This window comes from Rhodopirellula islandica (assembly GCF_001027925.1).
GTDB lineage: Bacteria > Planctomycetota > Planctomycetia > Pirellulales > Pirellulaceae > Rhodopirellula > Rhodopirellula islandica.
The window spans coordinates 129,587-143,041 of sequence record NZ_LECT01000055.1; the positions used below are offsets into that span (position 1 = coordinate 129,587).

A 13,455-nucleotide genomic window follows, 5' to 3' on the forward strand; every position below is an offset into this window, starting at 1 on the left:
TCCGCCAAAGAAACCAAAGGACGGTTTCCAGAGCCCTGTTGTATCGTTTTGAAGCCAATTTCTGTAGGGCCAGTGTTTTCATCCCGCGGACGGGGCAAAAACATTTCCTCCAGAAGTCGTAAACGCCGGGTTTTAGGGGTCAATCGCCCTGGAAAAGCTCGCGATCTCGAAAAAACACCGCCGTCGCCCACCAAATCAAGGGCTGACATGCCATCAACCCGGCCCCGACCGCAATCGCAATCACCTGCCGATCCATGTCCGTCATCACCGCTGCGGTCCCCCCCGCGATTCCCGCCACGATCAGCGAGGGGATCAGCGCGATCCCCAACACAAACATGTACAGCATTGCTCGCCCTCCCTGCAGCACGTCCGGTGTGCCGCTGGGCATCGCTCTCAACACCGTCGCAGCGGTCACCAAATTGATCGCCGAAGCGTATGCCAGATCCAATGCAAACCCAGCCGCCAACACCGCAAGGTTCTCGCCCAATCCGCGCGTTGTGACAAATGCCGCCACGACGACAAAAGCGAATCGAATCGCAAACAAGATCACCAATTGACCCGCCAGCATCCCAATCACAATCGCGATCGGACGACATGGCAACATTCGAAACCAGGTCAACGTCTTGGGCGTCATCGCCATGCCAATCGGCTGACTCAACGTCAACAGGAACCCCAGGTACGTCGAAGCCATCATCGCAATCGGCATCGACCATTCTCGAAAATGGGCGTGAATGATCTCCGGGCGAAAAAAGGGCAGGATCACCAACACCAATCCGGTAACCAAACCAAGGCAAACCAAACCGAACAACAACTTCCCGTTGCGACGCACCGCGAAGGTGACTTGATGCCAAGCCACCGGCCCAATGCCTCCCCACCAAGGGAACTCAGCCAACTTCCATGTCGATCGATGTTCTGTCTTCTTAATCCGACCGAACTGACCCGACCGAATCCGCTGGATCCGCACCTGTTTTCGCGAGACGCCTTCCACGGCAAGCTCCGCAAACCCGACGTTGACCGTGTAACAGGCCCCAAACCCAACCATCAAGGTTGCCAAACACGCGCCCGTCCACCCCAGCATCGCGATGCCAAGGGGTGCACGGAGCAACTTCCCAAACGCCATGAAGGGCAGCGTCATCACGCTTCCCAACGTCGATGACTGACACCCCAGCAACCATGCTTGCCAAGAGAAACCGGCGTCGCTCATCCCCAGCGGCAGCGACGTGATCAACAACAACGCCACCGCCCCCAACAACGCCGACGCAAACAGCGCCCGAACCGCTGAGTTCAACACCGGCTTGCTGATCGCGTGCAACGTGGTCAACGCGGTCACCGTCATCCCGCCCGTGTAAATCGCCAGCACAGCCGACGGGTAACTCCCCGCACCAGGCAAAGCGAACACGGCCATCAAGCAACTGCTGACCACCCAGGTCATCGCCAACGTCATCAACCGATACGAGAGAATTTGGTGATCGGTGAACGGCCCCGCCAACACGAACTGCAACTCCGGCGGACGTAGCTCCGTGATCTGCTGCCCGATGTCAAAGTAAACCGCCATCGCCACAATCACCAACATCATCAACGGCACCGTCGATGTCACGGTCGAATACATCTTGATGTCATCCAACGACCCTGTCTGACTCGCGACGATCATGGGCATCAATCCCATGCCGACCGTCCCCACAACCATCAGGGCAACAAAGATTCCCGACGGGGTCTTCAGATGCCGAGCCAATTGACGCAAAGCGGACTTCAACAGCACCCCGGTCAATCGAGTCAACGCGGGATCGATGATCGAACGCCGTTCGCTCATCCAGCCGAATCCTCTTCCGAAGTCAACCGAAAGAACACTTCTTCAAGCGAATGAGAATCCCCACCAAATTCCTGGCGTGCCTGCTCGAGCGGACCATGAAACAACACTTCGCCACGTCGCATCAGCACCAGGTGATCGCAGATGTCATCGACCAATGACAACAGGTGAGAACTGACCAACACCGTTGCACCACGATCAGCTTGCTCGCGAACCGTTTCTTTGAACCGGCGAATGCTGGGAGGATCGAGCCCCGTCATGGGTTCATCCAGCAACAACACATTGGGCTGGCGAAGGTATGCACACACGATCGCCACCTTTTGCCGCATCCCGCGAGACAAACCTGACGCCACCGTCTCGCGTTTTTCGGTCAATTCAAATCGCTGGCAGAGTTGTTCGGCCAGCGGTTCCCAGTCCGTCAATCGGTACGCTGAGGCCACAAAACGCAAGTGATCGTCCACCGTCAACGAATCAAACAAAGGTGGGTCGTCCGGCACGTAAGCCGTCCGCCGCTTGACCGCCAAGGGATCGTCACTCAGCGACGCCCCAGCCACGTTCAGGTCGCCCGCGGTCGGTGAAAGAATGCCGCACAACGTTCGAATCGTGGTTGTCTTGCCAGCCCCATTGGGCCCGACCAAGGCCGCGACTCGGCCCGCGGGAACATCGAATGAAATCGAGTTCACCGCCGTGAAGTCGTCGTAGCACTTCGTGAACTGGCGAACTTCGATCATACCGGCGTCGACTCGGCAACCAGGTTTTGATCGACCTCGTTGCTGACGATGACGCCGTAATTGATTGCTCCCAACCAGCCACTCATGATGATTCCGACACTGCCCGCGTGGTACATCCCTTTGATCTGCTGCGGCAACGCCCGACTGACGCCCAGTCCTTCAAACTTGGTCCCAAAGCTGGCGCCCATTTCGTGTTGCGTGTAATGATGGAACGTCTTCGGCGTGGCCGCTTCCGCACGATCGATCTTGTTCCGCACCCCGGGGATGTACTTCTCAAGCGCATCGATCGTCGTCTCGACCAAATCCGCCTTGCTGGCTTCGTAGTCCGCTTCGCTCAAATCAGCCCAGTCCGACCAATTCGCATTGGTGCTGCTGACGATCGCGAAACGTTCTTTCGCTTTGTGCGGTCGAGTTCGCGGGTAATAGAAACTGAATGTTCGCGATGTGATGTCACGACTGAGCAGCAGATCGGTTCGAAACTCCTTCGCCGTGCTGGTGAAAAACAAATCGCCGCTGGACTCATCAATCTCTTCCCCTGGCTTCAAAGCCATGTAGACCTGCGTGCTGCTGTTGTTCAGTCGCACCGCCTGGGCTTCTTCCACAAAGTTTTTGTCCAGCTTTTCAGGGCCCAACATCTTCAAGATCGTGGTCCGCAAATTCGCGTTGCTGACCACCGCCCGGCACTTGATCGAACGACCGTTCACTTTGACTCCCGAGACACGCGTGCCCTTGATCGGTGAGTCGGCGACTTCGATTTCTTCGACCGGACAATTGATGCGAATGTCGACCCCGTTGGACACCAGCTCCTTCTTCATCCGAGCGACCAAGTCGTCGGTGCCCCCTTCGTAGATGAAGACACCTTTGCTCATGAAGTTGCTGAACACGATCCCATACGTGATCGCGGGATCTTCCAACGTCGAACCGTTGGCGTACGTGATCGGCTCCATCAACAATCGGACCACATCGTCCCGTCCAGGAAAGAAACGATCGAACAACTGACGTGTCGTCGTCGCTTGATCGTCGTAGAAATTCATCCCTCGGGCGGTGTCGAAGAACTCATTGACGGTCCCATGCTCGATCCCGAACTTGGTCGTCAACAACTTGGTGAAGTCCTCGCGATTGAACGTCGTTGTCAACGAGAACTGAGGGTTGTCGAACCGGATGTTCTTCAATTGAACGATTCGGTCGGCAATGTCGCGGCTCCAGTATCGCCGGCACGATTTGATCATCCCGTGCGGGAACCCGTGCAGGGAAACGTCAAAGGTGTGCCCACCAGGACGCAGGAACCAAGTCGCCAAACCCCCGAGTTTGTAGTGCTGTTCCAGCAACAACACCCGGTGCCCGGCCCGGCCGAGAATGTTGGCCGAAGTCATCCCCGCCAATCCGCTGCCGATCACGACCACATCGTACTCGTCGGCGGCTCCCTTCAAAAAATCCTTTGCCATGGCTGGGGTCTTTGGTCTCGCGAAAAGCTTTGTGAACTGATTTGTAAATTGAATGGACGACGGGGTCCCCACGACCGCTTGCTCAGCGTGCCACGGGCTGCAATTCGGCGTACACACCGATTTGGTCAGTGTTGACGGGTTTGTCGCCGGACAACAACAGCGATTCCGTGCCCACCAACCACCGGTCGTCCAGTATCCGCAAGGACTGGCCAATCGGCAACGTCAGCATCGAACCCGCCACCCCCGTGGAAATCACGTCGTGAGAAGCACGAAAGATCGCCGTGTGAGCCTCCGGCAACGTCGTGCCCATCCGCCGCACCCCGCCGGAATCTCGCACCAGTGTAGAGATTTTCCAACGTTCGTCGCGGGGATCTTCCGCAATCCGGACCGTGATCACCGATTCACCAGGCCGAACCGCGATCATCGAGTACCAATCGGGCTGCGTTTTCCCCTTCGGCAACCACGTGCTGTAGGCCAACCGGTAGTCCCAATCGGAACCTTCCGGCACACGAACCCGAAAAACGTAGTTCAGCGGCTGCTCAGACGGACTCCGAATCGCCGCGACCAAATCATCCTCGGTGGGTGACAAATACCCCGATTCCGCTCGCAGTGCCGCCAAAGCCGATTCCGCTTTCCGCAATCGCAGAATCGACACCACATTGCCCAGCACCAACGCAATCATCGTGATCGCGACCAACAACTGCCAAAGAGAAAATCGCCCGCGGCGGCTTGGCAACGGACGCGAATCGATATTCTCATTCATCGGCGTTCGGCAATGCAGCGGGTTGAAAGGCGAAGAACTGGCCGTCGGATCGGTTCCAACAGAGTAGCGTTTCGCAAACCCGCCATCAGCCACTTCCGAACTCAGTGTCATCCAACTTCCGAGGTCGTGCAGTTTCTAAATGCTGTGTTCGTCACATCTTGCGAACCCCGACCGCGCAGAGGTCGTGCACTTTTCTGGCGCTGCGTTTTGGCGGGTTTCTGCATTTGCGCACCTCTCCTGAAACGAAGTTTTGGGGGGGAGGTCGAGCGACGCCGTTCAGGCGTACGTGAGGGAGGGGGCCGGCATGGGAAGCGGCGCGGATGGCCCTCCCCCGGAAAGCGAGCGTTCAGCGAGATAGGACAGCACCACGCGCCCAAACCGCTCGAGTCCGCCATCACAACGGCTTGCGCTGGAACGCCCCACTCTGGTCGAGCCTCCCCATGCGTCTCTGCGCCCTGGCGTCTCTGCGTCAAAATCGTTCCGACACTCGGCCTTGCCCGACTCGCTCGCCCCGGACGAAGAAAAGGGGACGGGGGTCATAAGTAGACGTATAACCCCAACAATGACCCCCGTCCCGAATGGCACTGACGGAAGCCTAAGCTGCTGTGGCGTAAAGGTTTCGGTTGGGATCACGGGGTTGCTGCATCAGTTTGTATTGCTTGGGTCGACGCTTCAATTCGCGTGGCTCGCTGCGGCCAGGTCGATTTCCAACGGAAAGTTCTGAGATGGTTTTGAGCATCGAACTCCATTGTTTGTCAGGTTCGCCGGAGCCCAATCTCAGGTAGTTTCCATAGTCTTCCAGAGACTGCATCGCACCGGTGAAACTGAGCTTCGACGGGCAGCGATCAAAGCGAAGCGATGCCGCTAAAATAGCCGAGCGAACTAGGTTGTATCCAATCATGTGGGCATGAATTTCTTTGCGGATGCTCGATGTTTTTTTGCAGCGAAGGTGATCCATTTGCATCTGTGTCTTGAGCGACCGAATGTGCAACTCAACGAGCCAACGACGATGATAGAGTTCCGCCAACTCTTCGGCGGTGTAAACTTCGGCATCAAGCAAAGTGGTTGCCAAGGTGATCTCACGAACTCGAAATCCCTTTTGCTCGATCTTGTACTTCAAGTGCCGCACAAAGATCGAACTTGGAAATTGGTCGTATTCTTCTTGACTCATCCAATACGGACGGTGCGGTTTTTGATAGACGACTAATTGGTCGAGATGCCCCTGACGAAGACCGCGCCGGAAATCGACTTTGCGTTTGTGATGCACGCGAGCGACCAAGTCGATACCACGCATCTCCGAAGCGGCCAGCAACCAAAACGTGGCGTAGTATCGGTCCGCCAGCAGGATTCGACCCGGCAAAATGCGGTCTAGAATGGATCGCAGCAACGATGTCTCGCCGGTCTGCTTGCCCTGATAAGCAGACAGAGCAAGATGATTGATCGCTCCGGTCGCCAGCGAGAAAACACCGATCATGCGGGCGATGGGAAATCCGCACCCCGGCTTCTGGTTGGCGATTTGAGGGTACTCTTTCTGATTGGTCGCAGTATCGGCCATCGTGACCGTCCAACCGTCAACCATTTCGACGACCCGGTCATGGAACAACCAAGTGCGATCGGTTGCGGCATCAATCGTCTCGGCTGTCCAAGCAAGCAGTTTCTCAAACAGGACTTCGGGAAGTCGACTGCGAGCCTTGCAATACGCCCCGGTGTCGTCGTCAACCCTTGTCATTGAATTGGCGATGCGCCAGTTGTTAAATCGAGTGACCGCTTGCTGGCACCCATGGTCTTTGGAGAGGACCTGCGTGATGAACAACCAGACGACCACGGCGGGGTTGTAGTCACTGTCTCGAAATTGATGCCCGATCTCTTGGCAGATTTCATTGACCTTGGGATTGGGCGTGAGGAATTCAGTGCACAGCCTCTTGGCCGCTTCGACTTTGCTTTGAACTTCGGTTGGGTTGTTGATATCTTGCGTGTGCACGGTGAGTCCTCCTGGATGGATGATGTTGACACTCACCATTTCAGCGAGGTTTCACCGTGCTTTCAAATGCAAAATCGGACCACGATTTGCTGTAACCTTCGTGGAAACATTGCTAGCACTACCAGCAGTGCTAGCAATCGCCGTGAAGCACTAGATGTAGTGATCCAGGCTTCTGTCAGTGCCATTCACCCCCGTCCCCTTTTCTCGCCCGTCGGGGTGATGCAAGCAAATTCTGCGACTCCGCTTGGGAAAAACAAGCAGAATCCCCTTGCCCGACGTCAATCCTGCGGGCCAGGTTGGCTGCTCGGTTGAAAGGACGGACTCGGTTCGAAAGTGGGGAGCGCAACACAGAGAAGAACAGCGTGGGGCAGGCCGCTGGTTTCGCTTCGGATCGCAATGCAAAGGGAGTTGAAGATGGCGACGTTTTCAAAATCGGCTCGGGCGGAACAGAATCGTTCGTGTAAGCCCCGTTTCGATTGCGATTGCGATTGCGATTGCGAGCACGTACTTAAGAGAGGTTGTCAGACGCCAAGCACCCAATGACTGCCAGCCCATTGCTCTGTCGCCCCATTCGGGGCTTCTGATCTTGCAAGAGGCATGCTTCCGGGGCCTGGCGGCCCAGGAGTAGCGATGGGGTGCGTTCATGCCGAGGGAGGGCGTCTGTCGGCTACGGGTCCGGTGAGCTTTATGCCTGCAACGCTTTCTTCAGCTCGTTGAGCTGCTTGCGTTCTTCGCGTTTTTTGTAGAACGGGTCCAAAGGATAGCAACCACTGATGATTCCATTCCGGGGGGCGGTCGTGCAGTCGCTGAACGTCCGACAGACCTTTTTGCGTTGCCACACGGATCCGGCTGTCACATCGGCGGGCAAATCCGGATAGGACAACACCATGCGTCCCAAACCGATCGAGTCCACCATGCCGGCTTTCACGACGGCTTGTGCCACGTTGGGCAAGTAGTCCTGCAGGTACGTGTAGCCCGACCCAATGAACACCATGTTGGAATGACGCTTCTTCATCTCCGCCACCGCTTCGATTTGGCGGGCGACACCGGCCAACGGATCCTCTGGCGGCGTGTAGCCATCACTCGGCGGGAAGAACGCGGGGCGTTGCAGGTGCGGCGTGCTGTAGGGACTCCCCGCCGTCGTGCAAACCATCCGGATGCCAATCTCATGCATCAAATCTATCAGCTTGGAGGTCTCGGTCATGTCGATCGTCAAACCGTCCTCACCTCCACCAAACACCTTGTTGGGTTCGCCGCCAGGCTCAGGCTCGCCAACACGATCCGCCCCCGGATGGAACGGTAGAAAATCGAACAAACTCAACCGAACGCCGACTTGCAGATCGTTCGTGGCCGCTTGGATCCCTGAAACAATGTCGCGTAAGAACCGCGTGCGATTCTCAAAGCTGCCGCCAAACTTGCCCGTTCGTTCGCGGCCAGCGAGCAACTCGTGGCCCAAGTACCCATGACAATGCTTGACATCGACGAAGCGATACCCCGCCTTCTCAGCTCGAACTGCCGCCGCGATGAAGTCATCGATCAACGTTGCCAATTCGTCATCGCTGAAGATCGCCGAGTCATCCGTGATTTTGACGCGACGATCCAAGACCACATTTCGCTGCACCGTGCGGGGCTCGGTCACGGATTTGATATTCGGTCGTGCGAATCGCCCCGAGTGAGTCAACTGCAAGCCGATCAACAGGTCATCACTGCGACCAAAGTGAGACTCATGTTCGTCGACCAAGTCTTGCCGCAAGGACGCGATTGCGGAAAGGTTCTTTTCAGTCAGCAGCAACTGATTCGGGTTGGCGCGGCCATCATGCCGAACCGCGACCGCTTCGCCGCCCCACATCAATTTGGCACCGCTCAGCCCAAAGTTCCGCCACCGTCGCCGCGTCAGATCCGTTGGCAAACCATCCGTGGTTCCGTCCCAGCCTTCCATTGGCAAGATGCACCAGCGGTTCCCAACGGTTTGACCATGGACCTCAAACGATTGAGCGAGCGGAGACTCCTCCCCCGATTCGACGTCTGCATCGGAAGGCATCTCAATCTGATTGTCCCGCAAGTGCGCAACAAAGTCGTCGTGGGTCTTCAGCGAGGCGACGCGTGGGTAGGCCATGGAAACAATTCAATCGAGAAAAAGTGAGAAGGGTGCCGGATCTTAGCGGCGGTCGTTCCAGCCGACTTCGAGCCGTGGGGCGATCAATTCGTTTTAGCGGAGTGGCGCAAGCCGCCCGGTGCTTCACCGCAGGGCTCGCGTCCTTCCGCCATTCAGTTCGAAGTTCACAAGTACGCGGCGAGATCCTGCGAAATCAGGTCCAAGATCGCTTGATCGCTGGCCGGGCGCTCCGGGCTGCCGGGATAAGTCTGACTGCTCGCGATCTTGCCGCGTGAATGCAGGAACATCGCGGCAGAGTGCTTGTAGGCGGGCACCGGGGCACGAAACGCAAACGCGCCGAGGTACTGCAACAAATCGTTCAGTCCGTAAAACCGCGGGTCGTCGTTTTGCCACATCGCATCGCGAATCGCGAACTCCGCGGGACAAAACGTGGACAACCCCAGCAGGTAATCACTGCCGTACATCACCATGTCGATGGCCAAGTCATTGCCGGTCAACACCTTGAAGTCCGGCCGAACACGATCCCGCAATTCCAAACGTTGCCATTCCAAAATTCGATCCAGCGACGAATGCTTGGCTCCCAAGCAGTTGCCGATCCCCATCAATCGCTCATACAGCGACAACGAGTAGATTTTTCCAAACGGAGCGAACATGGTTCCCAGCTCAAAGGCGTAGAACTGCTCACATTCGGACGCCAGCTTCGCATAGGCGTCCAAGATGGAATCGTCATCGCCCCAGGTCAGCCCAAAGGATTGAAACAGAATCGGCGTCCCGTTGTGACGTTGGACTTGCTCGATTCCACGGCGATACGCTTCCCCATTGAAGTCGTCTCCCTCGTGGTCGCCGACAAACACCCCGCCCAGGTAAGCGCGATCCTTGGCGATCGCGGCGGTCAGCGACAGGGCTTCTTCACGAATTTCATCCGAAATCAAATTCGCGTAACCGGTGTCCATGTTGACGGCCGGTGTCAGCCCCGCGTCCAGCGTCGCCACGACGTGGGATTCAAACCCATCCCAATCAATCTTGCCACCGGGTGCGATCGGCAACAAAATGGCCGACATCCCGGTGATTTTTCGATTGCGGATGGGTTGTGGAGCGGGCGACGATTCAGGTTCCGTGGTGTTGTTCATGGCCGAATCCTAGCGACGACTCACCGCCGCGTCTTGGAAATTCGGGTGAAACCAGGACTATGCAATTCGGGCAAATCCCCCGAATCACGCCTTCACTTCGAAAATCGCTTCGATTTCCACTGCGATTCCGCCTGGCAACGCATTGGTCCCGATGGCACTGCGAGCGGCCACGCCCACCTCTTCGCCAAACACATCGCGAAACAATTCGCTGCATCCATTGATCACAGCAGGTTGATCTTCAAACGAGTCGGTGCACCGCACCAACCCCAACAACTTGACCAATCGCGAAACCTTGTCGAGCGATCCGAGGTGTTCGCGGAGCGTGGCGAGCATGCCCAAACCGGTTTGGCGAGCGGCGTCGTAACCAACTTCCACGTCCATGTCCAAACCGAGACGACCGGTGATCAGCGTTTTGTCGCTTTTCAAGGGACCGTGACCCGACAAGTAAACCATGTTGCCAACTTGGACAATCGGCTTGTAAACGCCCATCGGCTTGGGAGCAGGTGGCAACTCGAGTTTCAGTTCATCAATGCGCGCGTCGTAAGACATGGATTTCGTCGTGGGGTCGAAGGAGCAGGGTGGTCAAAATTCAGAATCGAACGCCAAGCATTCGCACCTCTAAGATGACGAGTCTTCCGCTCCCTTCCAAGATGACGTGCGGGCAACAATTTCCGACACCCTCGACAATGCTCTCGCGTCGGATCGAGAAAAGCGTCTACCCGATCCATCGTAGGCCAGGTTCCACCTGGCAGGGCAATTCGACGGCAAATATCGGACTGGAGAAATCACGCTGAAACGCCTTTAACCAAACACGCAACCAGTTAGAGACAACTGTTCGCCCCCTGCTTCCGGGGACCCTGGCGTCGGAACGCGTGAGCAACAAGTGACGATGTTAAGCAGGTCGGCAGGAGTCTTTCGGCATTTGGACTGTTTCGGTAAGCGTCGTTGCTCCCACGTACAACCGGGGCTAACGCCCAAACGGCTCACATGATGATGCCCGATCATTCCTGCCGACCTGCTTAGCTTTCACACTTCCATGTTATAATTTGAGAGCCTGTTGAGCGTGATTCGTCGAAGGCAAATGTTGCTAGAATGCGGGGACCGTTTTTGTATTTGACGCACATCCGTGATGGATCTGAAATGCGAAGTTTCCTTGTCTCAAAGATCGCTGTTCTAGACCTATGGGCGAGGTGCCTTGCGTGTGTCTTGTTTGCATCCGTTGTGATGGCTGGAACAGCTCCAGCCGGTGAGTACGGCGACCTCACGGCCCAGCAACAAGCTGATCTGTCTCGTTTCTTGGGTTGGGTCTGGGCCGACGGCAAGCCATTGAACACCGATCGAGGAACCGGAATTCGATCGGAGGTGCGTCATGCGAAATACAAAGCTGTCGTTGAACGACTGTTGGCGATTCCCGAGCTTGGCATGCAATTGGGGAACACGGATGGCGAACCCGATAAACGGAAGATCAAAGCTCCTTGGGACTTTTGGAACCATTCGCTGCCAGGGGGAAACCCAGGAGATCCACAGCTTCTGAGAGACGCGATCCGCAATCCCAATTTCTTAGCCGGAGTGATCGAGGGGGAGGGCGGTCGAAGCAAACAGGGCCAGCTCTACTACATGGACGACCATTTCCACGGACCGGCCCGTCAAGACAAACTGTACGGTCTGGCTCACTTTGGACCCGAAAGAATTCTGCAGTTTTTCGAACTGCTAGGAGAAACCTACGGTTTCACTCGCACCAGCCTGCGAATTGGCGGAGAGAACCCCTCTTCACCGATCTACACCTACGCTCAAATTGATGAAGCTCGCGCAGATCTGCAGCGGCGATTCGCGGCCGCGAAAGGCCACAATGAAGCCGTGAATCGGGAAGGAGGGAGCGATTATCAAAAGTTGATTCCCACTCATCTCTTTGTTCATTCCGACGACTGGGACACGCTGAGGAGCTACGGGTTCTTCTTTGCGGGACGCGTACCAGACTCACCAACCGGGACTCCGCATCGCAGCGTGGCGGAGGGAACGTTTCCCGCCAGCGACCTGCCGTTGGCGACAGGTACCATGAGCTTCTTTGGACCCGAGAACAATTGAGCAGGTCGGCAGGAGTCCTTTGGCATTTGGACTGTTTCGGTAGATGCCACTGCTGCCACATGCAACCGGGGCGAACGCCCAAACGGCTCACATGGTTGTGCCCGGTCATTCCTGCCGACGTGCTTGTCGTGTGAAGTGAGGGCACGGTAGTTCCACTCATGCACATCCCGCTTACCGGCGAAGCAACCCAGCAACGCAAACAGGGGAGGGCAACGGTTCTAATTCGGCTCGGACAGCAGAGCGGATGCGACGGTGTCCGCGAACAGAATGCCGCGACGGGTGAGTCGCAGGTGATGATTCTGGTGCGTGACCAATTCCATGGATTGAAGCTTCGTCAACGTTTCAACAAGCAATGCTTCTAAGTCGATCGAAGTGCGGTCGTGAATTGTGGAAAGGTTGATCCCGTCGAGTTGTCGCACGCCAAACGCGGCCAGTTCACGCGTGTACTGTTCCAGCGTGATGGTTTCCGTTTCATCGGTCGCGTTTCCGCTCGCAAGCATGCGTTTGAGGTACGTCGTCGTGCTGCGATGATTGACTTCGCGTCGGCCGTCAACGAAGCGAGCGGCACCGGGGCCAACGGCATGCCATCCACGTCCCGCCCAGTAGGCCAAGTTGTGTTGGCACCTGAATGACTCTCTGGCGAAGCTGCTGATCTCGTACTGCTGCCAACTGGCTGTGGAGAACTGTTGTTGCGCCGCTTCGTACATTTGCAGTTCCAGCGTCTCGTCGGCTTCCGACAGATCACCTCGCGAACGTCGCGACCAGAACGAGGTGCCTTTTTCAAACGTCAGGGCATAGGTGGAGACATGCGAGATCGAGGAGGCTGCGGCGATCGACAGATCATTTTGCCACGTCGCGAGGGTTTCGTTCGGGGCACCAAAGATCAGATCGATCGAGACATTGCCGACTCGTTGGTGAGCCGTTTCGATCGCATCGAGTGCGATGGATTCGTCATGGCTTCGTTCGAGACATCGCAATTTGTCGGCGTTGAACGACTGAACGCCGAGGCTGATTCGATTCACGCCGATGGCTTGCAAGGCATCCAGGCATTCGGGCGTGATGTCCTCGGGGTTGGCTTCGGCGGTGATTTCAGCATCGTCGGCGATCGGGAATGTCTCCGCGATGGCTCGATGCAGTCGTTGCAAACGTGCGGCGGACAATCGCGTTGGCGTGCCACCGCCCAAGAAGATTGTTTGCAGCGGCAGTTCATCGGGACGAGCACCGTCACGCGTGATGCCTGCGAGTTCTCGCTCGATGGCATCCAGGTATTGGTCCTGCAACTCGTCGCGTCCGGCGATCACACTGAAGTTGCAATAACCGCAACGATGACGACAGAACGGAACGTGCACATACAGCGACTGTGGTTGGGGCCAGCCGCCTGGGGGAACACGCGTCAT

At 56.8% G+C, this 13,455-nt stretch carries 10 protein-coding genes; 1 reads left to right on the top strand and 9 read right to left on the bottom strand.

Annotated features, from left to right (window positions below; translation table 11 throughout):
* Positions 1-139 precede the first annotated feature (139 nt).
* From RISK_RS27620 to RISK_RS27655, 8 genes are all read right to left on the bottom strand, one after another.
* Positions 140-1,810, bottom strand: coding sequence for a putative ABC exporter domain-containing protein (locus RISK_RS27620; RefSeq protein WP_047817549.1), 1,671 nt, complete (start codon positions 1,808-1,810; stop codon positions 140-142).
* Positions 1,807-2,538, bottom strand: a complete 732-nt coding sequence (locus RISK_RS27625) for an ABC transporter ATP-binding protein (protein WP_047817550.1) — start codon at positions 2,536-2,538, stop codon at positions 1,807-1,809. The genes RISK_RS27620 and RISK_RS27625 overlap by 4 nt, the downstream gene beginning before the upstream one ends.
* Positions 2,535-3,983 (bottom strand): phytoene desaturase family protein, encoded by a 1,449-nt coding sequence (locus RISK_RS27630; protein ID WP_047817551.1) that lies wholly within the window; start codon positions 3,981-3,983, stop codon positions 2,535-2,537. Before RISK_RS27630 ends, RISK_RS27625 begins: the two co-directional genes overlap by 4 nt.
* A gap of 82 nt (positions 3,984-4,065) precedes the next feature.
* Complete coding sequence (locus RISK_RS27635; RefSeq protein WP_173442741.1) at positions 4,066-4,857, bottom strand: hypothetical protein; 792 nt, start codon at positions 4,855-4,857, stop codon at positions 4,066-4,068.
* Positions 4,858-5,341: 484 nt separating this feature from the next.
* The gene (locus RISK_RS27640; RefSeq protein ID WP_236696780.1) at positions 5,342-6,727 is read right to left on the bottom strand and encodes an IS4 family transposase; all 1,386 of its coding nucleotides are present in this window, start codon (positions 6,725-6,727) and stop codon (positions 5,342-5,344) included.
* 685 nt (positions 6,728-7,412) lie between these two features.
* A complete protein-coding gene (locus RISK_RS27645; protein ID WP_047817553.1) occupies positions 7,413-8,843 on the bottom strand; it encodes an oxidoreductase in 1,431 nt (476 codons plus the stop codon).
* A gap of 164 nt (positions 8,844-9,007) precedes the next feature.
* The gene (locus tag RISK_RS27650) at positions 9,008-9,973 is read right to left on the bottom strand and encodes a dihydrodipicolinate synthase family protein (protein ID WP_047817554.1); all 966 of its coding nucleotides are present in this window, start codon (positions 9,971-9,973) and stop codon (positions 9,008-9,010) included.
* A gap of 84 nt (positions 9,974-10,057) precedes the next feature.
* Positions 10,058-10,522 (bottom strand): RidA family protein, encoded by a 465-nt coding sequence (locus RISK_RS27655; RefSeq protein WP_047817555.1) that lies wholly within the window; start codon positions 10,520-10,522, stop codon positions 10,058-10,060.
* A 675-nt stretch (positions 10,523-11,197) separates the two neighbouring features.
* Here RISK_RS27655 and RISK_RS27660 point away from each other — a divergent pair.
* On the top strand, positions 11,198-12,058 hold the full coding sequence (locus RISK_RS27660; protein ID WP_236696781.1) for a hypothetical protein: 861 nt from the start codon (positions 11,198-11,200) through the stop codon (positions 12,056-12,058).
* Positions 12,059-12,276: 218 nt separating this feature from the next.
* Here the strand turns inward: RISK_RS27660 and hemW are convergent, their stop codons facing one another.
* Positions 12,277-13,455 (bottom strand): radical SAM family heme chaperone HemW, encoded by a 1,179-nt coding sequence (hemW, locus tag RISK_RS27665; RefSeq protein WP_047817556.1) that lies wholly within the window; start codon positions 13,453-13,455, stop codon positions 12,277-12,279.

What these genes read in the sequence shown, in the direction of transcription:
- RISK_RS27620 (WP_047817549.1), bottom strand. Translation starts at nt 1,810, where the DNA reads ATGAGCGAACGGCGTTCGATCATCGATCCCGCGTTGACTCGATTGACC.
- RISK_RS27625 (WP_047817550.1), bottom strand. Translation starts at nt 2,538, where the DNA reads ATGATCGAAGTTCGCCAGTTCACGAAGTGCTACGACGACTTCACGGCG.
- RISK_RS27630 (WP_047817551.1), bottom strand. Translation starts at nt 3,983, where the DNA reads ATGGCAAAGGATTTTTTGAAGGGAGCCGCCGACGAGTACGATGTGGTC.
- RISK_RS27635 (WP_173442741.1), bottom strand. Translation starts at nt 4,857, where the DNA reads ATGACACTGAGTTCGGAAGTGGCTGATGGCGGGTTTGCGAAACGCTAC.
- RISK_RS27645 (WP_047817553.1), bottom strand. Translation starts at nt 8,843, where the DNA reads ATGGCCTACCCACGCGTCGCCTCGCTGAAGACCCACGACGACTTTGTT.
- RISK_RS27650 (WP_047817554.1), bottom strand. Translation starts at nt 9,973, where the DNA reads ATGAACAACACCACGGAACCTGAATCGTCGCCCGCTCCACAACCCATC.
- RISK_RS27655 (WP_047817555.1), bottom strand. Translation starts at nt 10,522, where the DNA reads ATGTCTTACGACGCGCGCATTGATGAACTGAAACTCGAGTTGCCACCT.
- RISK_RS27660 (WP_236696781.1), top strand. Translation starts at nt 11,198, where the DNA reads ATGGCTGGAACAGCTCCAGCCGGTGAGTACGGCGACCTCACGGCCCAG.
- hemW (WP_047817556.1), bottom strand. Translation starts at nt 13,455, where the DNA reads ATGACGCGTGTTCCCCCAGGCGGCTGGCCCCAACCACAGTCGCTGTAT.